Here is a 20,961-nt window from a genome sequence, read left to right as displayed (position 1 = left end):
TGATGGATAAGGCTATCACCTGACATTTGATCTCAGCGTCAGAAACGTATCTTTAGAATTTATTGGAATGGATGGCCGCAGGCTTGAAGAGGGAACTTTGCTTATCTGAAGCGCAATTGTGTGCAGACAATAAATTGTGGGACGAGGTCTGTGAAAGGCAGAAGTTTGAAAGACAGCAGTGGTCGCCAGATAGTTGCATTTGTAGGAAAACGAACCGCGAACACCTTGATCCGAAACCTTTATGAAAAGGCTGCCTGGTTGAAAAAACTTCAGGCCATTCCTGAGCCGCATGCAAGACACGCAGGATGCGAACCACAGCTTCTGTAATTGCATGCGGTGCGACGCACCGCAATGACGAACTGTCCTTTGGCGAGAACGGCAGCCGCCGGGTCCTCCAACTCGATAAAAGTAAAAAATGAGTCGCGGTCCGATAAGGCAACACAAACCAAGTCAGCTTCAAGACGTTATACCCGGCGCCTAATTGCGTGCGGTCTGTCGACGCCTTTCGAAATGAGCCTCGACCTCATCGTCGGAAATATCCGGTCTTGTATCATTAAGCGCCTCAAGCACCTTGACTCGAAACCAAGTATCGTAAGCCTCGCTGCCTGAAAAAGGTTCAAGTGGCAAGGCATCCTCTTTGGCAGTCCTCGTCAGCAATATGCGAACTGCATCTGATACAGTAATCCCCCGTGCCTTCAAGATTTAGGTCGGATGGACATTCAGGATTCCCCAACGGCGCAATCAATTCAAAGGCGACGATGTTTTGCCATGGTGCGTGTGGTGACAGTGAAGCGATATGAGCTGAACGAGGCGCAATGGTCGAGGATTGCAGCTCTTTTGCCCGGTAAAGTTGGTGATCCGGGTCGCACAGGCTCGGATAGCCGCGTGTTCGTAAATGGATGTTTGTGGGTCCTGCGGTCGGGTGCGCATTGGTGTGACCTGCCGGAACGCTATGGCAAATGGAAGACTGTGCATCGCCGCTTTAGCCGTTACAGAAACCGGGTCGAAAGATGCTTTAACCGCCTGAAGCACCTCCGCCGCTTCGCAACCCGTTACGACCACACGACAATCCATTTCAAAGGCTTCGTTCATCTCGCCGCTGCCATGATCTGGCTACGCTGAATGTCGATACGTCCCAGGCTTGCATTGCCGTGAGATGTCATCAGGTCAAAATCTGCGTCTCGGTTGTTGTCGTCGCGACATCGGAGGTATCCTTCGCCTTGGCAGCCAGACACGGAAACGGGGCCCATCCGTCGGGGGCGTTGGGTGAACCTTAGGCTCGAAATGGTGGCGAACGCGGCCGCCACACGCAAACAGTCACGAATGCTCGAGAAGCCGGTAACGCGGGCTTTAGCATCGCTGGCGGCAAGTCCTGCTGCCGCTAGCCACCGCTTCGTCATTGTCTTACCGCACAACAAAAAAGACCCGCTTTCAAAGCGAGCCTTATCAATCAGGGCTTGGTCTCGTCGGAAGGTGCCGTCTCATCAAAAGGAGCCGCCTCGTCCGAAGGTGAGGCCTCGTCAGTGGCCGGTGCGTCCGGCCCCTTGATCTGCTGGCCGTTAACGCTGACCGAGCCATCGCTGGCAACCGCCACATCCCAGCGCTGCGCGCCATCGGGATCGGCCTTGGCAAAGCCCTTGATCATCATCAGGCCGAAGGATGCCTGGGTCAAATCCGGATTGGTCTTTGCCAATTCCTGTACGGCCGATATCGTCTTGTCGTAGTCACGCGCCACGATCGATGCATTCAGTTTGTAGTTCGTCTGCGTATCGACGCGGCCTTCCATCTCCCCGGATACCTCGACGTCATAGACGCTGGACTTGGCGCTGACCTTCGGAAAATCAACCTTCAGGATACCATTCGGGAAGAGCTTTTCGGCAGCCTGTTGTCCCGCCTCCTCGCTGTCGCCGTTCGCCTTGGTGAAGTCCATCTTCATGAACTCGTCTCCAAAGGCTGCGAAATCCATGCCTGGAACGCCGAACTGAATATCAAGCGCCTGCGGCAGGAAGGCGGTGTAACCGACAGGAACCAGCACGCTGTCGAGGGTCATGTCGGCAGCATCCATCGCCACGCCGATGCGCGTCGCGTTGCTCGGCCCATCAACCTTGAAATGATAACCGAAGGACTTGGCACCGCCGCTTCCGAAGGCGCTGGTAATGGCAAGGTTGTTGAGCCTGATGGTTTCCTCAAGCGAGCTCAGCAGCGGAAAGGCATTGCCGAGCAGGTCCTTGAGTTTGGTCTCGCTCTCCTTTGTGAGATGCTCCTGCTCGACGTGATCGAGCACGAAGAGGACAATTTCCTTCAAGTCCTTGGCTGCAATGCCATTGACCTTGGCATCGAAATCAAGACTGTCTGCCGAGATCTGGATCGGCGGCATTTCCTTGCCGCTGACCTGCTCCGCAAAGGTGCTGAACTTGCCGTTGGCAGCAAAATCCAGACGGCCGGCAGTGGCGTTTTCAGCCGAGCTCAACTTGTAGATCATATCGCCAAAGCTGGCATTGACCACATCGGTGTCGGTGGACGAGGTGAATTTCAGCTCCTTGGCGCTGAAATCACCGGAACGGAAATAGCTGATTGCAGGATCGAAGACCGAATTAAACCGCATGTCGGCAACCGAATAGGTGAAATCCGAGCGCTTCTTATCGGGCCCGGCGAAATGACCGGTGACATTAAGGTTGTTATTACCTTCGATATCCCAGAGTCCGCTGTTCTGCGGTGTGGCGAACATTTTGAAGGGCCTCAGGCCCTTGATATCGAAATCTTTTTTCTTGATCTTCGCCAGCATTTTGGCAAAGTCATAGACGATCTCGTAGCGCGATCCGGCTGGCGTGACCGTAACGGGCGCAGTCTTGGCGATGTCCTTGGGCAGCAACTGATTGAGATTGTCACGGATGTCGTCGGCACCGTCCTGGCTGATATCCGCCGCGGACGCACCCGTGGTTAACGCCATGATAATGGCGCTCGTCGCCGTGATAAGCATGTGCCGCATCTCGATCAATCTCCCTTGCCCGCTTGAAGGCGCGCATGTGAGATTGCCGCAGCCATGATGTCAAGCCTACAGAGCGCTTGAAGTGATGATCCCTGACACGTTGCGATTAGGCTGCAGCCAAGCGGGAGATCATGTCAGGCGTCGGGCATGGCTCAAACAGGGAGGCGAGAGCGGATCATGAAACCCTTCAGATAAAAGCGATAGCTTCAGCGTTTCGTTTTATCCGATGATCCGATCGCCAACATCTTTAACCTACCCCTCCGTGACATTCCGTCTGTTCACCATCCTGAACGACGAGCAACGGCAATGCAGACGTGGAGTGAGATCGCTCATCTCAAGGTAGCCTCATGCCGCGCCGCGCTGACCTTGCCCCCAAGTTTTATCCAGTTTTGAGTTCGCTCCAGCGGTTTTGGGTTGCTGCATTCTGGGCGGTAGCGGCGGGTTGCGGTGCGGAGCTATTTCGGCTGCGCAGCACCGCATCACGTCGCAGGTTGATGGTTTGAGCGAACTCTGCAGGCGTCATCCAGCCAAGTCCAGAGTGTGGTCGATGTTCGTTGTAATCTCCTCGCCAGGCTGAAAGCGAAGATCGAGCATGGGTCAGTGATGAGAAGAGGGTCTCATTCAGGAACTCGTCTCGTAGCCGTCCATTGAAGCTTTCGATAAAGGCGTTCTGGATCGGTTTGCCAGGCGCTATATAGTTCCATTTCACTTTCGTCCGATCCGCCCATTGCAGGATTGCATTGCTGGTGAACGCACTGCCGTTGTCACTGACAATCATCTTCGGCTTGCCACGTCTCTCGATGATCAGGTCCAACTCACGGGCAACCCGCAAGCCGGAAAGGGACGTATCGGCGACGAGGCCCAAGCGTCCCCTCCTGCAGTCATCCACGATCGGAAGCATCCGGAACTTGCGGCCAGCGATCATTGGCGGCCGTCGGGATCAACATCGGCGTTCGGGTGCCTATTGCCCACTTACGCCCGCCACGCTTGCGCACCGTCAGCTTCTCCTCCCGACAGAGCCGGAAGAGCTTCTTGTGGTTCACAAGGTGGCCCTCGCGTCTGAGCAGCACATGAAGCGCCGGCGTTCATGCGCCAGCGCCTTCATTCGCTCGCGAAGGTCATGGTCATCGCTGCGCCTGATTTCATAACGGATCGTCATACGGCAAAAGCCCATTGCTTCACACGCCCGCCATTCGCTCATCGAGTGATGATCTATCAGATATACGACAGCTTTCCGCTTGGCTGCGGGCGTCACCACTTCTTCCCAAAAGATCTTTCAAAGGGGCTCCTGGCAGATGCGATGCTCGACAATGCAGCTTTGAAAGACCTTACTTAGCCTTCCGGTTGTAGATGCTCGCATCACTGACACCTTGCTTACTGCAAAGCTCCGAGACCGGCGTGCCCGCCTCGTGTTCGTTCAGAATGCCGATGATATGTTCGTCTGGCATCGTAAAGTTAAAGGTCTCGGCCGTCGCTCTCGCTTATGCTGCCTGCAGGCGTGCGATCTTATTCCACATTTGCATGGCCGCGGCTCTCAGTTCGCGGTGATGGTGGGACGGGACATCGTGGCGTGGAATATGGAAGAGATTGGCGACCGGGTCATGAATGGAGACGAAACGCTGGAGATGTCGGTCTGACTTAAAGCCCTTCATGATCCACTCTCGCCGTCGTGTCGGTTGATGGGAATTCTCCGCCCGGTTATTAAGCCCTTTGTGTGAACGATGATCGACGCCGGGCATGATGTCTTGCTTGGCAGCGCCGTAGGACCGCAGTTTGTCAGTGATCATGACGCGCGGCGAATGGCCCTGTCCTTCAAGAGCTTTCGCATCAAACGTTTGGCGGCCTTGGTATTGCGGCGGCTCTGCACCAGCACGTCGAGAACGAAGCCATCCTGATCGACAGCCCGCCACAGCCAGTGTTTCTTGCAGCCAATAGAGATGACGACTTCATCGAGGTGCCACGTGTCGCCGAGCTTTCCGGCTGAACGCCGCCGGATTTCATTGGCAAAGTGGCGCCCGAATTTTTCGGCCCAAAGACGGACTGTCTGGTGCGAGACAATAATCCCGCGCGCCGCCAGTAAGTCTTCGACCATCCGCAAGCTGAGCGGGAAACGAAGATAAAGCCAGACGGCATGACCAATCACTTCAGCTGAAAACCGATGGCGGCGATAAAGGGGATCACGAACGGCTTGGGTCATGCCGAAAGATCGCAAACGCCAATCGCCGACCGGTTAACGTTACAGTGCCGAGCGAGCACATATCGATCGCATCGAAATTTCGAGGCGTGGGTGCGGTGATCGCTTCGTTTAGGATAGAGGCGCCGGCCTTAAGCCAACCTGTCCGACATCAAACTCACGCGAAAACAAACACTTAGTAGAAGTGGCATTACCCCCATATGAGCTGGACTGGCTGGTGTGGTACTCGTCGGCCAGCTCACGTCCGATGCTCACCACCGCAACAAGGATCGTCCAAAAACGCCCCCCAACAGACCACATAACAAGATGCCCAGCGTGTACCAAATGGCAACGAACGTCAGCCCGTTTTCGGTGCATCCCCAGCTATAAACCCAGGCACCAATCGAACCCGCTGTCATGCCGGCAATGAAACCGGCAAAATGTGGGTGGGTGGGCGCTCCGCGCCGCAGGAACCAGAACGTCGCCACCATCAGCGGCGCACCGGACGCCAGAATAATCAGAGGGCAGAACCAGTAGGAAATGCCCATGATCAGCCTGCGCTGCTCTTCGGGCGAGGAAGCTGCGTTCAATTGAATGATGCCAAGTGCAAACAGAAGCACATAGATGATCAGCACGGGCAAGCTGCTGCTCACCGGCCTGCCGCCGGGGCGCGCGACTTTCACCAGCGCAAGGACGCCAATGATCGCCAAAGAAAGGGGATAGGCCGACTTTGCCCAGAAAGCGGGCTGGGACAGCGCCGTTGAAAGGTCGGGCCGAAGACCGTGGACGAGCAGAATAAACGTTGCCGAAAGCGCCAAGCCCGGCAAAAGCGCGAACGCCAGCAGCTTGCCCAATGCGTTTTTGCGCACCGGCTGCAAATCCTTTGCCAGGCTGTCCATGAAATCATCCATCTTCGCCACGTTCTCCTCTCAATCTCGCAGCCAATGCCTTGATGCCCCTATGTATACCAATCTTCACCATCGCTTCTGTCTTGCCGCCCCTGGCGGCTGTCTCAGCCACCGAACGGCCTTCCAGCCGTACCTGGCGTATCATCGCACCCTGCCAGGCAGGCAGACTGGCTAGCAGCCGGTTGACGTCCATACTGGCCGAAACAGCGTCTTCGCTATATCCGTCCTTGATCTCCTCGACCGTTTCCAGCCCAAGATAAGACCGACCACCGACCCGTCTGTGGTGATCTACCAGCTTGTGACGGGCGATGGTGAAAAACCATGCCGTAAACGGCCGCTCGCGGTCATAGGTAATGCGTCGCTGGTGCAGCGAGAGCAGCGTGTCCTGCACCAGATCATCGACGTCGGCACCGGCCAAGCGGCCAATCCCTCGGGCATAATAATTGGTCAGCAGATGCCGCAGCATATCGAGCAGGCAGCGATACGCCACCTCGTCCCCGTCGAGGGACAAGAGCATCAGCGCCTTCAGTTCGGACTCGGTCAGCTGCTTCATGTCGTTTCCGGTTCATACGGGCCTGCCGGCAAATCGTTACACGCCTGCCGAAATAAAAGCGAGGAACGTGCGAGAGATGAAAACGTCATCACATCGGCGTGATTGCTGTAACCGTTTTTGCTTGGGCGCGAATGATCTTGTGTGAACCACAGCCGCGGCATGCGGCGGGCACATCAACTGGGAGAAACATTATGAACATCCGTCTTTTCAGCACTGCCGCCTGTGCAGCTCTTCTCGGCCTCTCGCTTGCAACGGGCGCCGTCCAGGCACAGACCAGTACAGATGCGATGAAGAAGCCCGATGCAATGAAGACCGACACGATGAGCAAAGATAACATGAAGATGGGCAGCAAGGCCGACTGCATGCACAAGGCTGGTATGGAAAAAGACAATATGAAGAAGTCCGACATGATGAAGACCTGCGACACGATGAAATAATGCACTGGTGCTCCCGCAGCCTGCAGCTTTTGCGGGGGCACCGTCGTACATTTACAAAAGCCGTCATGAGGAAGAGCCATGGACGCCGCCGTCAAGCCACCTGTCGCAACACGCAAGCTCATCCGTCGCCATAGCTTGACAGTGCGCCTGTCACATTGGCTCAACGTTCTGTGCATGACCGTGCTTCTGTTCAGCGGCCTGCAAATCTTCAACGCCCATCCCAGCCTGTATTGGGGTCAATATGGTGCAGACAACGATCCATCCTTCATTGCCATGCAAGCGGTTGAGGATGGTGATTCCGTCAAGGGCGTCACCCGTATTGGCGGCCTGTCCTTCAACACGACCGGCCTACTTGGCGTTTCCAATGTCGATGGCGTGCCGACCGCCCGCGGCTTTCCCGCTTGGGCGACGCTGCCGAGTTATCAGGATCTTGCCACCGGCCGCCGTTGGCACTTCTTTTTCGCGTGGCTGTTCGTGATCAACGGCCTGATTTACATGGCCTATGGTTTTATCGCCCGCCATTTTCGCCGCGACCTGCTGCCGCGACGCGACGAGTTGACGCCCGCTCATCTCGGCCATGAAATCGCCGACCACGCTCGCCTGCGCTTTCCGAAAGGTGAAAAGGCCCGCCATTACAACGTGCTGCAAAAACTCACCTATCTGCTGGTGATTTTTTTGATGCTGCCCGTGATGATCGGCACAGGCCTCACCATGTCGCCGGGTTTTGACGCCATCGCACCGTGGCTGCTTGACCTGTTCGGCGGCAGGCAATCGGCCCGCACGCTGCATTTCATCACCGCCAATGCGCTTGTCGCCTTCGTCGTCGTCCATGTCGGCATGGTTCTGGTCTCCGGCGTCTTCAACAACATGCGCTCGATGATCACCGGTCGTTACGCTATTCATGTGGAGCCAAAGCCATGAGCCGTCTTTTCACGCGCCGCCGGTTCCTGATCGGCTCAACACTCACCGCCTCCGCCCTCGGCCTCAGTGGCTGCGATGCGTTGGTCGAAAACCCCACTGTCCAGCAGACATTGCGCATGGCAGAAGGCCTGACGATGCGCACGCAACGTCTGCTGCTGGGTGACAACACGCTTGCCCGGGAATTCACCGCGGCTGACATCTCGCCGACATTTCGCGCCAATGGCACCAGCATGCCAGATGGCGCGCAGTATCAGGCACTGCTTTCGCAGAAATTCTCGCAATGGCAGCTGGAAGTCGGCGGCTTGGTCGAACGTCCGACGAAACTGTCGCTGGCCGCCCTGAAAGCCATGCCATCGCGCACGCAGATCACCCGGCATGACTGCGTGGAAGGCTGGAGCGCCATCGGCCAATGGACCGGCGTGCCGCTCGGCGCGGTACTGGATAAGGTCGGCCTGAAGCCGGAGGCTCGCTACATCGTTTTCCACTGTGCGGATGAATACGAAAAATCACTCGATGGCAGCGGTTGGTATTATGAAAGCATCGACCTTGTCGATGCGTTTCACCCCCAGACCATTCTGGCCCATTCGATGAACGGCCATGACCTGGAAGTACCGCATGGCGCGCCGCTGCGGCTGCGGGTCGAAAGGCAGCTCGGTTACAAGCAGGCTAAATACCTTATGCGCATCGAGGCCGTGGCCGATCTTGCCAACCTTTACGGCGGTAATGGCGGCTTCTGGGAAGACCGCGGTTATGAGTGGTACGCTGGCATCTGATGGTCAGCAATCTGGTTCTCCGGGCGGGCATGACAGGCCGCGCCTTGTGAAAAGCCGGCAGATTTCCAACCCGCATCTGCTGGTAATCTGAAACGATAGGGCTCTGAATCGAAGAAGACATGCTATGGCATCGTAAAGTTTAAGGACTGGTGTCAAAGGTCTCGGCCGTCGCTCTCGCTTATGCTGCCTGCAGGCGTGCGATCTTATTCCACATTTGCATGGCCGCGGCTCTCAGTTCGCGGTGATGGTGGGACGGGACATCGTGGCGTGGAATATGGAAGAGATTGGCGACCGGGTCATGAATGGAGACGAAACGCTGGAGATGTCGGGCTGACTTGAAGCCCTTCATGATCCACTCTCGCCGTCGTGTCGGTTGATGGGAATTCTCCGCCCGGTTATTAAGCCCTTTGTGTGAACGATGATCGACGCCGGGCATGATGTCTTGCTTGGCAGCGCCGTAGGATCGCAGTTTGTCAGTGATCATGACGCGCGGCGAATGGCCCTGTCCTTCAAGAGCTTTCGCATCAAACGTTTGGCGGCCTTGGTATTGCGGCGGCTCTGCACCAGCACGTCGAGAACGAAGCCATCCTGATCGACAGCCCGCCACAGCCAGTGTTTCTTGCAGCCAATAGAGATGACGACTTCATCGAGGTGCCACGTGTCGCCGAGCTTTCCGGCTGAACGCCGCCGGATTTCATTGGCAAAGTGGCGCCCGAATTTTTCGGCCCAAAGACGGACTGTCTGGTGCGAGACAATAATCCCGCGCGCCGCCAGTAAGTCTTCGACCATCCGCAAGCTGAGCGGGAAACGAAGATAAAGCCAGACGGCATGAGCAATCACTTCAGCTGGGAACCGGTGGCGGCGATAAAGGGGATCACGAACGGCTTGGGTCATGCCGAAAGATCGCACACGCAAATCGCCGACCGGTTAACGTTACAGTGCCGCCTGACATACAATCAATTCGAATATCCAGGGATCAAGGTGGTCATTGTGACCGGCGCGCCGTTCATTAAGACTTCATTACGGATATTACTTAGCCGGGGACCAACTATTTTTGAGTAAAAAGGCTTCGAATTTAGCACGGAGGCTTTTGTGCCGCTTAGCAGCTGGTCTTTTCAGAATTTACGAAACCGGATGACGGTCCGTCTGCAAGTTGCCCTCGTGACAGCTGTGACGTGTAGCGCGGCTGTCGGCGTAGCAGCAATCGGAGCCGCTATGGTTGCAAAAGACAGCGCGCAGGCCAATGCGAACCAGCAGCTTCAGACACTCGCCCGAACTATGGCGGATCGTCTTGACCAGCATATGTTCGAGCGATATCGGGAAATTCAGAACATCGCCAGTCTGGTGCCGCTCCAGACGGTCTGGAGTAAGGACGCTGCGGCAACCCGCACCATCCTGGAAAAACTACAAGCGAGCTTGCCGGAATATGCTTGGCTTGGCTTTGCCACGCCGGACGGCGTCGTACACGCGGCAACGAAAGGCATGCTTGAGGGGGTATCCGTTGCTCAGCGTCCCTGGTTTGTCGACGGGCTGAAACAGGCTACAGTGGAGGACGTCCACGACGCAAAACTTCTGGAAAAGCTGCTTCGCACATCACCGGACGAGGCTCCTTTCCGTTTCGTCGATGTCGCTATGCCGGTGTTCGACGAACATCAAGTTCTGGCAGGCGTCCTCGGTGCCCATATGAGTTGGACATGGGCTGACGATGTCCGGCGTACCGTCCTAACCACTCAAGATACAATCAATGCAGCCGAGCTCTGGGTCGCGGCCCGCGATGGCAGTCTGTTGATTGGCCCCGCCGATTACAAACTGGATGTTGCACTCCTAACTGAAGCCGCCAGATCCGACGGCGTTCTATTCACCGATGACACGTCAAGTGCGCCGATGCTCTCGGCGATGGTCGCCACACGGGGCCGGGGAAGCTATCCGGGCCTTGGCTGGGCAGTTGTCGCACGCATGCCGATTGCAGTGATCTACGCGCCCGCACATCAATTAGTCCTGCAAATACTGCTGATCGGGGCGGTCGTTGCAGTTTCTGCCTCAGCCGCTGCTTGGATGCTTGCCGGCTCGGTTGCCAAACCCTTAAAAGCACTTGCCGCTAGCCTAGATCTGATCGGTCGTCAGGCAAACGTCACCAGCGTCGAACGTCAGCATGGTTCACTTGATATACTGCAGCTGTCGGCCGCGGTCCGCTCGTTGTTACGCCGGGTCGGCTCCGCCGAGGCGAGCGAGCAAACTGCAAACTCCATGATCGATGCGCTGCAGCGTGAGGCAGAAGATCAAAAAAAGGAAATAGAGCAGAAGATTCTGCGCTACGGAGCGGACCTTCATGCACTTCAAAAACTCGCCGATACCGACAGTATGACCGGACTTTTAAACCGCCGTGCTTTTCTTCCTTTTGCCAACGACGCTTGGATGTATTACAAACGGTATGGCCGGGCATTCAGCATACTGATGTTCGACATAGACCATTTTAAGAGCATCAACGATACCTTCGGCCACGCCGCCGGCGACGAAGTCATTCTCGCGATGGGCAATATTATCACCGCTAGAATCCGCGCGACTGACAAAGTCGCCCGGTTTGGCGGCGAGGAGTTTGTCGTACTTCTGATGGAAACCGACGAGGCTGCTGCTTTGTTGATGGCCAATCGACTGCGCGAGGAGATCGCCAGCACCATTGTCACTGCGGGAAAGCAAAAAATCAGCTTCACCACTAGCGTTGGGTGCGCTTTGGCGACCGATTCAGCGCGCGATTTGGAGGATGTCATTCAGCGTGCAGATACCGCTCTATACAAGGCAAAATCAAGCGGGCGCAACTGTGTGGCAATGGACGGCGTTGCTGCCGAAGGCCGACGAACAGCAGCTTGAGATTATTGCACCTCGTTGTCGGTGTGAAAATAGCGACTGAATTTAGGGTGCGCCGCCACCCTTTCAGTGTTTTGAAAATTGACGATGGCGCTGCGAGGGTCTGGCAACGGCGTAACGGCGGACTTCTTTTCGCGCCCGCTGAACTGCTCATCTTGAATTGCGCTTTCCTGTTTCGGTTGGTGCGACAGTGCCGCCCTCAACGAGGCGTCGTTGGTTATTGCAGTTCTGACAGCCGGCGCCATCCTGTGTGTGCCAGTTGCTAGGCGGGTAATCTCCCTCGCGAATTAACGGGCTTTAAAAGTAGAATTTTCTCGGGGTTTATGATCGAGGATATTTTGATGAAGACGAGCAGATTTAGCGAACCGCAGATAATGGCCATCCGGCGTCAGGCAGAAGGAGGTGTTCCCGTTCCCGAGCTATGCCGGGAGCACGGGATGAGCACGGCGTCATTTTACAAATGGCGATCCAAGTATGGGGACATGGACGCATCGATGATCAGTCAGATGAAGACTCTGGAAGACGAGAACCGCCGCCTGAAGAAGATGTATGCGGAGATGAGCATGCAGGCGGAGCTGCTCAAAGAGGCTCTGGGAAACAACTGACACGGCCATCTCAACGCCGGGAGCCTTACGGCAAATGCGAGCATTTGCCTGTCGGCCAAGCGATGGCCGGGAAAGCCCCAACAGAATGCCCATGTCGAGCGCTATAACCGAACCTGTACGACCCGGATCACCAACCTTACCGGGCACAAGAGCTGCAATCCTCGACCATTGCGCCTCGTTCAGCTCATATTGCGTCAGTGTCATCACACACACCATGGCAAAACATCGGCGCCTATGAAGCATCGATTAAGCCGTTGGGGAGTGCTGAATGTACATCCGACCTAGATACTCTGTCGGCCGAGGTGCAGCTCCCAAGACTTACGTGCCCGCCACAAAACGGTTGAATCAGCATATCCCAGGACCTCGGCGATCCGCGCCCTTTGCACGTCAGCCTCGAGCAGCGTAGCGGTAATGGCCGCCCTCGTTTCTAGAACCAGTTCTCTAAGCGAGGTATCCTCCTCGGCAAGCCGCCTCTGCAACGTGCGCACTGAGATCCTGAGCTCGGCGGCAATCGCCGGTAGCGTGACCGGCTTGTGACCGAGATAGATGCCGATCAGCGTCCGCACCCGCTCGCTGATGCTATCAGGCAGCGCGGTCTTTCCGACCAATTCCGCCACGTACCGTTCGAGCACGGCCGAAAGGGCGGGATCCTCCTGCCGGTAGAGGCGGGCGGCATCGCTGCCCGCCACGATGATGCGGTTAGCGGATTCGCCGAATTTCAGCGGGCAGCGGAAGATACGCTCCAGCACTGAACGATCCCGGGGCGGAAGGTGCTCGAAATGCACCTCTAGCGGCCTCCAGCTCTTGGCGAAGCAGGAGCGGACGAGTTGGCAGGACGCGGCGACAGAAAACTCGCTGTCCTGCCTTCTCGGCCACATCCGCGTATCTTCCAGTCGGTAGCTCCAGACCAGATTGCCGTCTTCCTCGAAGACGCCGGAACTCGTGGCACTCTGCACGGTGTTGACGTATTTTGCCAGACGCTCGAAGCCGACCCGGATCGTGCCGGAGATCGAAAACAGCACGCCGATCGGGCCGATATCGCTTGGCTTGAACAGCGTGCCCAACCGGGCGCCGAGCGAGGGTTCCCCGGTGATCAGTGCGGCTTCCTCAAAGATCGCAACGTACCGTGCCATCGGGATCTTCGCGTAGGAGTCATCGAGTTGGCTACGCAAAATGCCGTGTGATGCAAGCAAAAGGTCGGTCTTGCCGCTGCGGCGATCGATTTGTTCAACGAGCGGGGCAAGCACAGAGGCGCGAATGGATGCAATTGCGGGCACTGGCCTGTTCATTTGTGGTGCAATTGCCATTTTCTAGATCCTAAGACGGCCGCGTGGCGCGATTTATCGAATCAATGGCATGAAATGCAATTTCGGGGCCAAAATGTCACGCCTACCCTCTTGATGAAAATCAAACGAATGAGGGGTTCCCATGACATTACAATCCATTGCGGATGGTCCCACCGACCGCCTGGCGAAGAATTCCGTCGGGCTCGCCCATATCGTCTTTTTTGTCGTGGCCGCTGCCGCTCCGCTGACCGCCGTGGTCGGCGCTACGCCGGCCGCCTTCGCCTTCGGCAACGGTGCTGGCGTGCCCGGCGCCTTTGTGCTGGCCGGCATCCTCTACATGCTGTTCTCGGTCGGCTACACTGCCATGAGCCGCCATGTCGGTGGCGCCGGCGCCTTTTACACATACATCACCCACGGCATCGGCAAGCCAGCCGGTGTCGGCGGTGCGCTGATGGCACTCGTCACCTATTTCGCTGTGCAGATCGCTGTCTACGGCCTCTTCGGCGTCTTCATGGCTGGCATCATGAAACCGATTGTGGAGCTTCCCTGGTGGATCTGGTCCTTTCCAGCGCTCGTGATCGTGCATGTCTGCGGCCAGCGCAACATCGCCTTTTCAGGCGCCATCCTTGGTGTCTGCATGATCGCCGAAATCGCCATCCTGTTGCTTCTCGATATCGGTATCGTGCTCTCCGGCGGCGGTCCGGAAGGTTTCGGATTCACTTCATTTTCGCCGGCCACCGTTTTTGCGCCGGGTCTCGGCGTGTCTCTGGTCTTCGTTGTCGGCTCCTATATCGGCTTCGAGGCAACCGCGATCTTCGGCGAGGAAGCCGAAAATCCGGAAAAGACCATTCCGCGTGCCACTTACGTCGCCGTGCTCTTGATCACCGTCTTTTATGCCTTCTCGACCTGGGCGATCGTCCAGTTCTATGGCCCCGCGGCCGTGCAGCCTACGGCGGCGGCCAGTCTGGAAGGCTTTTATTTCGCCGCCACCGACACCATTCTCGGTCCCTGGGCCTCGCAGGTGATGAATATCCTGCTGATCACCAGCCTGTTTGCCTGCATCCTTTCCTTCCACAACACCCTCAATCGCTACTTATTCGCGCTTGGTCGCGAAGGTCTCGCCTTTAAGGTGCTCGGCAAAGTGCATCCGGTGCACCGCTCGCCCCATGTCGCCGGCATGGTCCAGAGCGCCGTTGCCGCAGTCATCCTTGTGCTCTTCATCCTCGCTGGTGCCGATCCCTACACGGTGGTCTTCTCCTGGATGTCGGCATTTGCGGTCATCGGCATTTTGATCGTACAGGCCTTGGTGTCCGTCGCCATCATCCTCTTCTTCCGCAAGGCGAAGACAAGCCACGGAGTGTGGACGACCGCGATTGCCCCGGCCCTCGGCCTCATCGGCCTGATCGGCGCGCTTGGACTCGTCGTCGCCAACCTCTCGCTGCTCTCAGGCTCTGAAAGCCCGATCGTGAAGGCCTTCCCCTATCTGGTTGTGCTCGTCGGCCTCATCGGTGCTGCCTTCGCCATACAGATCAGGAAGACCAAGCCGGAACTCTACGCCTCGCTCGGAAAGGCCTTTGAATGACGCTCATCCGCATATTCCCTGCGACGGATCGCCAGCTCGGCACAATCGTGATCGCCCTCACCGCCGCAACGATCCTGCTTGCCGCCGAGGCGCATGCCTTTTGTAATCTCTTCTGCATTCACGGCATGGCTGTCGTCGAGACGGAGATCTGCGCCGGCCGCAGCTGATACGAAACAGTTGGCGTTACGGTGCCACCCGAACCTCACCAACCCATATGCCTGAAGGACGCTCCCATGGACGCTGTCGTCGACACCATTAGCCACCCGCTCGATCCCTTGAGCTTGTCTGAAATCGCAGAGGCCGTCGCCATCCTCAAGGATGAAAAGGCGCTCGCCGAGACCGTACGCTTCCCGATCATCCGTCTGGAGGAGCCGAACAAGGCTGATCTTGCAGCCTTCCGGACCGGCAAGCAACTTTCCCGCCTGGCCTTCATTCTCTCGCTCGATATCTCGTGCGGCGCGACCTTCGAGTCCGTCGTCAACCTGGCGGCAAAAACTGTCGCCGACCACAAGCGACTGGCCTGTTATGAACTGCCCTTTGGCCAGCCGCCGGTCATGCTGTGTGAATTCGAGACCGTCGAGGCGACGGTGAAATCCGACCCGCGCTGGATCGCGGCCGTAAAGAAGCGCGGCATCACCGAAGAGGACATTCCACTTGTCCAGATTGATCCATTCTCGTCAGGCTATTTCGGTCTGGAATTCGAAAAAGGTGAGCGCATCGTCCGGGCCGTCTCCTACTGGCGCGAGGACGTGAGGGACAACGGCTATTCGCACCCGATAGAGGGCGTTGTCGCGGTGGTCGATCTTGTCAAAAACAAAGTGGTCGATCTCGTCGATGACGGTCTGATCATTCCAATTCCGAAGAAGAAGCGCAATTACGGCCGGGAGGCCTTTCCGGAGACACGGGCTGGCGTGAAGCCACTCGACATTGTGCAGCCGGAGGGGCCGAGCTTCACCGTCGACGGCTGGAAGGTCGAATGGCAGAACTGGTCCTTCCGCGTCGGTTTCACGCCGCGCGAGGGGCTCGTCCTGCACGAACTGGGAATCCGGGATGGCGGAAAAATCCGCCCGATCGTATTCCGTGCCTCGGTCACCGAAATGGTCGTGCCCTATGCGGACCCGACCGCGAACCACTTCTGGAAAAGCGCCTTCGACGCCGGCGAATATGGTCTCGGGCGTCTGGCCAATTGCCTGGAACTGGGCTGCGACTGCCTCGGCCACATCCACTATTTCGATGTGCCCTCTGCCGATGATTTCGGCCAGCCAATGGTGATGAAAAACGCCATCTGCATGCATGAGGAGGATTTCGGTATTCTGTGGAAGCACTATGAGTTTCGCAACGGGATCTTCGAAGTCCGCCGCTCGCGCCGTCTCGTCATCTCGTTCTTCGCCACGGTCGGCAATTACGACTACGGCTTCTACTGGTATCTCTACCAGGATGGCACGATCCAGCTCGAAGCCAAGCTGACCGGCATCATCCAGACGGCGGCCGTCGCCCCCGGCGAAACCTATCAATGGGGCGGTATGGTCGACGACAATCTCGGCGGCCCGACCCACCAGCACTTCTTCAATGCACGCTTGCACATGGATGTCGACGGCGGCGGCAATACCGTTACCGAACATGAATTCGTGCCCCGGCCTTGGGGTGACGACAACCCCTATGGCAATGTCTTCGACACGAAGACCAAGGTACTGAAGCGCGAGCTTGATTCACCCGCCATAGCCAATGGCGAGACCGGTCGCTATTGGAAGGTGCAAAACCCGAACATCAAGAATTCCGTTGGCAAGGCGCCGGGCTACAAGATGGTGGTCATGCCGAGTCCGCTAATGCTGGCGCAGGAGGGCTCGACGGTTGCCCAGCGCGGCGGGTTCGCCAAGAAGCACATCTGGGTGACGGCCTTCGATCCGACTGAAAAGTATGCATCCGGCGACTATCCCAACGTCCATGCTGGCGGCGATGGCCTGCCAAAGTATGTTCAGCAGAACCGAAACATCGAGAATGCCGACCTTGTGCTCTGGCATTCCTTCGGCCACACCCATGTCTGCAAGCCGGAGGATTTTCCTATCATGCCGGTCGAATATGCCGGTTTCACGCTGAAGCCGAACGGCTTCTTCGACGCCAATATTGCAATGGACCTGCCGGCAGAGAGGAAAGGTCAGAGCAAGGACAATCGCACGGCAGATTGCTGTGTACCAAAGGACGCAACGAAAAGCGGTGGCTGCCACTGAGGTCTAGCAACTGTGTTCAAGTTGCTAGTGACGTTCCAAAGCCCGACGGTTGGCCGCACCGGCAACCAGCACGAGAAAGATAAGCACGCCGGTGGCCACCTGTTGCCAGTAGAAATTGAGGCCAGACAGCAGGAGGCCGTTGGCAACGATGCTGAGCAGCAGCACACCCAGCACTGTTCCAACCACATTCGGGCGGCCATGAGGATTGAGGGTGGTGCCAATGAAGGTCGCGCCGATGGCGTTGAGCAGAAACGCATTGCCGGATGAGGGGATATAGACGGTGACCGTCGAGGTGACGATCAACCCAGCCAATGCGGCAATCAAAGCTGCGACGATATATGTTATGGCAATCTGCATCGACCAGCGAATTCCCGAATAGCGCACGACACTCGCCTGAATGCCCGAGGCGATCATGACCCTGCCAAACCGGCTTTGAGACAGGAGAGCCCATGCCCCCACGATAACGACGAAGGCTATGACAAGCGGAGCAGGAACGCCTAGAAGATTACCATGGCCGAGAGCCTTGAAAGCATCCGGAATCGTTGAAGGCGGCAGATACACCGGGTTTCCGCCATTGGTCAGAAGCTGTTGGATGCTGCGCCCCACAAACAGCGTGCCGAGCGTTGCCAGAAACGGCGAAATGCCAATTCCCGAGATCAAAACCGCATTCAATACACCAACCAGCCCGCCGCCCAAAAGCCCGCCCAAGGCAGCAATCCAGACAGACTGACCGGCGAGGACGAGGGAAACAAAAAAGAAGCTTGCAAAGTCGATGGATGTACCAACGGAAAGGTCGATGCCACCCGATGCGACCACGAACGTCATCGCAATTGCCGTGATAGCCAGGAGCGTAAAGTTGTTGACAAGCAGGCTCGTCAAATTGGCCGATGTCAAAAACCCTGGTGCTCCATAGGAGAACAGGATGAACACAGCCAGGAGGAGGATCGGCAATGCGTATCGCGTGACGACGGAAGACTGGGCTCGCGCCCGTGTTGCCGTCTTTGGACGTGATGGGGATTGAAATGCCATTTTAGCGGTTCTCCCTGCGCAGAATGGTTGTGGCCGAGACCACCAGCAGGATCAGGACGCCCTGGATACCGTTCACCAAGGTGCTGGAAATGTTGAGGAGCTGGAAGCCGTTGACGAGGCATCCGATGAAGATCGCTGACAGAAACGTGCCAGTGATTGTCGGCACGAGCCGTCGTGAAAATACTGAACCCAACAGCGCAATGACGACCACCGGCAATAACATTTCGCCTGCACCGGTCGTGCTTCCGCTCAGGTACGATACCGATAGAATACCCGCCATACCGCCGCAAACGCCGCTGGCAAGAAACGCGCCGGCAATGAAGCGTTTGACTCGCAAGCCCGACGCCCTTGCCGCTTCGGGAAACTCTCCCACCGCGTAAAGCCGCAAACCAAGAGGTGTATATTGCACGATCGCTGCTACAAAAAAGGTAACGATCACAAGTACGTAGGCCAGGATTGGAACGTCGAGAGGACCGTAGCCGGAAAAGACCGACAGAACATCCGAGGACGCTGATATCACAGTGTTTTGTGTGAGCACGAGTTCAAGGCCCGCAACGATATTCATCACCGCCAATGTCGTAAGCAAAGGTGCGATCCCGGCGACCGTCACCGCGACCGCATTGACCAAGCCGATCAGCAGACCAACACCCAGAGCGCCCGCAGCAGCCGTACCATCACCATGACCGGCCTGCAAAAGCGTGGCGTATACGGCCGCACTCAGCCCCATATTGGCAGCAAGCGACAGATCAATGCCGCCTTTGATGACGTTCGATCCTCCCGCGATCAAAACAACGGTCAACCCGATGGCAAGCACACCCGCGATAGCCGATTGCGAAAGAACATTACCAAGATTTCCGACCGACAAGAAAAACGGCGTTGCCATTGAGAAATATCCGAAGACAAGCCCGAAGACAGCCAGCGCCCCACCACGCAGAAACAGAATTTCGAAACGCTTCGGCAGGTCAATTCTCTTCGGATCGACGGTGCTGGAGCCATCGAACGCGGCAACGTCTGAATAGGATGCATCAGCGACCATAGTCATGTCCTTCCAAGGCACCTGTAACCTGCGCCAACACCTGCTGCTGGGTTGCCTGCGATGAGTGAAACTCACGCGAGATCCGACCGCGATAGAACACCAGAATTCGATCCGTGATGCCCAGAAGTTCTTCGATATCCGACGACAGAACAATCACGCCTGCCCCGCGCCCCACAAGCTCGCTGATCAGAGTGTAAATCTCGACCTTGGCGGCAATATCGACGCCCACCGAGGGCTCGTCGAGCAGATATATTTCCGATTGACGGCTGAGCCATTTGGCCAGGGCGACCTTTTGCTGATTGCCGCCCGAGAGCGTGCGGACCAGTGCATCGTGACCATCGGCCTTGACGTGTAACCGCGCTATGAGATCATCGGAATGTTCGCGTTCCCTCCGTTTATCCAGAAAGCCCAGATGTGAAAAACGCCCTAGGCTTGCCAGCGTCATGTTTTCGCCAACCGTCATATCCAGTGCAACACCGTCGCGCCTTCGATCCTCCGGGACAAGCGCAAGCCTGCGGGTGGTGGCTGCTGCAGGCGACGGTAGTGACACACGTTCTCCCAGCACCTGGACAGACCCAGCCGATGGACGTTCAAGGCCAAACAGCGAGCGGATCAGTTCCTTCGCACCAGATCCGACGAGACCGGTCAAACCGACAACCTCCCCTCGCCTCAATTGAAAACTGACATCGCGATACTTGCCTGCAAGCCCCAGTGCTTCGATATCAAGGAGTGTTTCCCCCGGGACCACCTTTGCCTTGGGGTACAGTTCATCGATTGTCCGGTTCACCATGAGTGTGCCGATGTGAGAGGCAGACGTCTCTGAAACGGGCAATGTCGCGACATCGCGGCCGTTGCGCAACACGGTAACCGTGTCGCAGATGTCGATGATTTCACCGAGATAATGGGAGATGTAGATGACGGTGATCCCATCGGCGGACAGTCTACGAATGAGGGCGAAGAGTAGGTCGGCCTCCTGCCGCACCAGCGCTGCTGTCGGCTCGTCGAAAACCAGAACCTTGGGGTTATCCATGAGCGCACGCGTGATCTGAACAATCTGCTTTTCAGCCGTCGTGAGATCGGAGATCAAGGCGGAGGTCTGTAATCTTACCCCGAAATAGCGTTCCAGTGTCTCCGCTGCCCGGCGTCGCATCAATCCCCGGTCAAGAAACGGCGTGCCGGCGATGCGTGGTTCCCGACCGAGAAAAAGTGTTTCGCCGACGGTGAAAGTAGGCACCAGAAGCCGATCCTGATGGATGAAATGGATGCCGAGGATTTCCACCAGATGCGGGGAGAGCCGATCATAGGCCCTGCCATCGATTTCGATCACACCGCTGTCGACCGAGTGGAGCCCGGCAAGCAGCTTGATGAGTGTGGACTTACCCGCCCCGTTTTGTCCGACCAACCCGTGCACCGTGCCCGGCTTGACGCTGAGCGAAGCATGATCGAGCGCTCGGGCGCCACCAAACGCCTTGCAGATATTTTCAAAGCGGATGATCGCAGCGTCTGGTGCGAGCGCATCATTGTTCGTATCAAGAGCAAAAGCCATGACAAGTCTCCCCGAAAATCACGCACGATG

At 57.0% G+C, this 20,961-nt stretch carries 16 protein-coding genes and 6 pseudogenes; 10 read left to right on the top strand and 12 right to left on the bottom strand.

The genetic code is table 11. The annotated features are described in order from the left end of the window. Positions 1 to 477 precede the first annotated feature (477 nt). Positions 478 to 690 (bottom strand): annotated as a pseudogene (locus RMR21_RS18960) (antitoxin PaaA2 family protein); the annotation flags it as partial. 96 nt (positions 691 to 786) lie between these two features. Between RMR21_RS18960 and RMR21_RS18955 the strand changes: the two are divergent. Beyond that, positions 787 to 993, top strand: a pseudogene (locus RMR21_RS18955) (transposase); the annotation flags it as partial. Beyond that, positions 970 to 1,122 (top strand): transposase, encoded by a 153-nt coding sequence (locus RMR21_RS18950; protein WP_498671815.1) that lies wholly within the window; start codon positions 970 to 972, stop codon positions 1,120 to 1,122. The pseudogene RMR21_RS18955 and the gene RMR21_RS18950, both read left to right, overlap by 24 nt. A gap of 328 nt (positions 1,123 to 1,450) precedes the next feature. Here RMR21_RS18950 and RMR21_RS18945 read toward each other — a convergent pair whose 3' ends face one another. The 5 genes and pseudogenes from RMR21_RS18945 to RMR21_RS18925 all read right to left on the bottom strand — a co-directional run bounded on the left by RMR21_RS18945 (position 1,451) and on the right by RMR21_RS18925 (position 6,623). Continuing rightward, positions 1,451 to 2,989: a hypothetical protein gene (locus tag RMR21_RS18945; RefSeq protein WP_498670983.1), complete on the bottom strand. Its 1,539-nt coding sequence runs from the start codon at positions 2,987 to 2,989 to the stop codon at positions 1,451 to 1,453. A 379-nt stretch (positions 2,990 to 3,368) separates the two neighbouring features. After that, positions 3,369 to 4,437: pseudogene (locus RMR21_RS18940) on the bottom strand (IS3 family transposase). Between the two features lie 192 nt (positions 4,438 to 4,629). Beyond that, positions 4,630 to 5,186 (bottom strand): annotated as a pseudogene (locus RMR21_RS18935) (IS6 family transposase); the annotation flags it as partial. A 248-nt stretch (positions 5,187 to 5,434) separates the two neighbouring features. After that, positions 5,435 to 6,061: a DUF1109 domain-containing protein gene (locus tag RMR21_RS18930; RefSeq protein WP_498670982.1), complete on the bottom strand. Its 627-nt coding sequence runs from the start codon at positions 6,059 to 6,061 to the stop codon at positions 5,435 to 5,437. Positions 6,062 to 6,065: 4 nt separating this feature from the next. Next, entirely contained in the window at positions 6,066 to 6,623 is a 558-nt protein-coding gene (locus RMR21_RS18925) for a sigma-70 family RNA polymerase sigma factor (RefSeq protein WP_498670981.1), read from the bottom strand. A 191-nt stretch (positions 6,624 to 6,814) separates the two neighbouring features. Here RMR21_RS18925 and RMR21_RS18920 point away from each other — a divergent pair, with 191 nt between their 5' ends. The 3 genes from RMR21_RS18920 to RMR21_RS18910 all read left to right on the top strand — a co-directional run bounded on the left by RMR21_RS18920 (position 6,815) and on the right by RMR21_RS18910 (position 8,754). Continuing rightward, entirely contained in the window at positions 6,815 to 7,060 is a 246-nt protein-coding gene (locus tag RMR21_RS18920) for a pentapeptide MXKDX repeat protein (RefSeq protein ID WP_498670980.1), read from the top strand. 78 nt (positions 7,061 to 7,138) lie between these two features. Continuing rightward, positions 7,139 to 7,981 (top strand): cytochrome b/b6 domain-containing protein, encoded by an 843-nt coding sequence (locus RMR21_RS18915; RefSeq protein ID WP_498670979.1) that lies wholly within the window; start codon positions 7,139 to 7,141, stop codon positions 7,979 to 7,981. After that, positions 7,978 to 8,754: a molybdopterin-binding protein gene (locus tag RMR21_RS18910; protein WP_498670978.1), complete on the top strand. Its 777-nt coding sequence runs from the start codon at positions 7,978 to 7,980 to the stop codon at positions 8,752 to 8,754. Before RMR21_RS18915 ends, RMR21_RS18910 begins: the two co-directional genes overlap by 4 nt. A gap of 337 nt (positions 8,755 to 9,091) precedes the next feature. On the opposite strand, the pseudogene RMR21_RS18905 reads toward RMR21_RS18910, so the two are convergent. Then, positions 9,092 to 9,648: pseudogene (locus RMR21_RS18905) on the bottom strand (IS6 family transposase); the annotation flags it as partial. A gap of 321 nt (positions 9,649 to 9,969) precedes the next feature. Between RMR21_RS18905 and RMR21_RS18900 the strand changes: the two are divergent. Next, positions 9,970 to 11,622, top strand: coding sequence for a diguanylate cyclase (locus RMR21_RS18900; protein WP_498670977.1), 1,653 nt, complete (start codon positions 9,970 to 9,972; stop codon positions 11,620 to 11,622). Between the two features lie 2 nt (positions 11,623 to 11,624). On the opposite strand, the gene RMR21_RS18895 is transcribed toward RMR21_RS18900, so the two are convergent. Next, positions 11,625 to 11,864 carry a hypothetical protein gene (locus RMR21_RS18895; RefSeq protein WP_498670976.1) on the bottom strand — a complete coding sequence of 80 codons (240 nt, stop codon included), beginning with the start codon at positions 11,862 to 11,864 and terminating at the stop codon, positions 11,625 to 11,627. Between the two features lie 96 nt (positions 11,865 to 11,960). On the opposite strand from RMR21_RS18895, the pseudogene RMR21_RS18890 reads away from it, so the two are divergent. After that, positions 11,961 to 12,247 (top strand): annotated as a pseudogene (locus tag RMR21_RS18890) (transposase); the annotation flags it as partial. Positions 12,248 to 12,505: 258 nt separating this feature from the next. On the opposite strand, the gene RMR21_RS18885 reads toward RMR21_RS18890, so the two are convergent. Next, positions 12,506 to 13,531 carry an AraC family transcriptional regulator gene (locus RMR21_RS18885; RefSeq protein ID WP_498670975.1) on the bottom strand — a complete coding sequence of 342 codons (1,026 nt, stop codon included), beginning with the start codon at positions 13,529 to 13,531 and terminating at the stop codon, positions 12,506 to 12,508. A gap of 121 nt (positions 13,532 to 13,652) precedes the next feature. Here RMR21_RS18885 and RMR21_RS18880 point away from each other — a divergent pair, with 121 nt between their 5' ends. The 3 genes from RMR21_RS18880 (at position 13,653) to RMR21_RS18870 (ending at position 17,320) form a co-directional block, all read left to right on the top strand. Continuing rightward, positions 13,653 to 15,092: an APC family permease gene (locus RMR21_RS18880; RefSeq protein WP_498670974.1), complete on the top strand. Its 1,440-nt coding sequence runs from the start codon at positions 13,653 to 13,655 to the stop codon at positions 15,090 to 15,092. Beyond that, complete coding sequence (locus tag RMR21_RS18875; RefSeq protein ID WP_498670973.1) at positions 15,089 to 15,259, top strand: hypothetical protein; 171 nt, start codon at positions 15,089 to 15,091, stop codon at positions 15,257 to 15,259. The genes RMR21_RS18880 and RMR21_RS18875 overlap by 4 nt, the downstream gene beginning before the upstream one ends. Positions 15,260 to 15,325: 66 nt before the next feature. After that, positions 15,326 to 17,320, top strand: a complete 1,995-nt coding sequence (locus RMR21_RS18870) for a primary-amine oxidase (protein WP_498670972.1) — start codon at positions 15,326 to 15,328, stop codon at positions 17,318 to 17,320. Between the two features lie 24 nt (positions 17,321 to 17,344). Here RMR21_RS18870 and RMR21_RS18865 read toward each other — a convergent pair whose 3' ends face one another. Genes RMR21_RS18865 through RMR21_RS18855 form a run of 3 tightly spaced genes read right to left on the bottom strand, consistent with a single transcriptional unit; the run spans position 17,345 to position 20,931 of the window. Further along, a complete protein-coding gene (locus RMR21_RS18865) occupies positions 17,345 to 18,349 on the bottom strand; it encodes an ABC transporter permease (protein WP_498670971.1) in 1,005 nt (334 codons plus the stop codon). A gap of 1 nt (position 18,350) precedes the next feature. Next, positions 18,351 to 19,385: an ABC transporter permease gene (locus tag RMR21_RS18860; RefSeq protein ID WP_498670970.1), complete on the bottom strand. Its 1,035-nt coding sequence runs from the start codon at positions 19,383 to 19,385 to the stop codon at positions 18,351 to 18,353. Continuing rightward, positions 19,375 to 20,931, bottom strand: a complete 1,557-nt coding sequence (locus tag RMR21_RS18855; RefSeq protein ID WP_498670969.1) for a sugar ABC transporter ATP-binding protein — start codon at positions 20,929 to 20,931, stop codon at positions 19,375 to 19,377. Before RMR21_RS18855 ends, RMR21_RS18860 begins: the two co-directional genes overlap by 11 nt. Between the last annotated feature and the right edge of the window lie 30 nt (positions 20,932 to 20,961).

It is taken from the genome of Agrobacterium sp. rho-8.1 (assembly GCF_033957725.1).
Classification (GTDB): Bacteria; Pseudomonadota; Alphaproteobacteria; order Rhizobiales; family Rhizobiaceae; genus Agrobacterium.
Note: the sequence above shows the minus strand (reverse complement) of the source record. Positions and strands in the feature narration are given on the sequence as shown.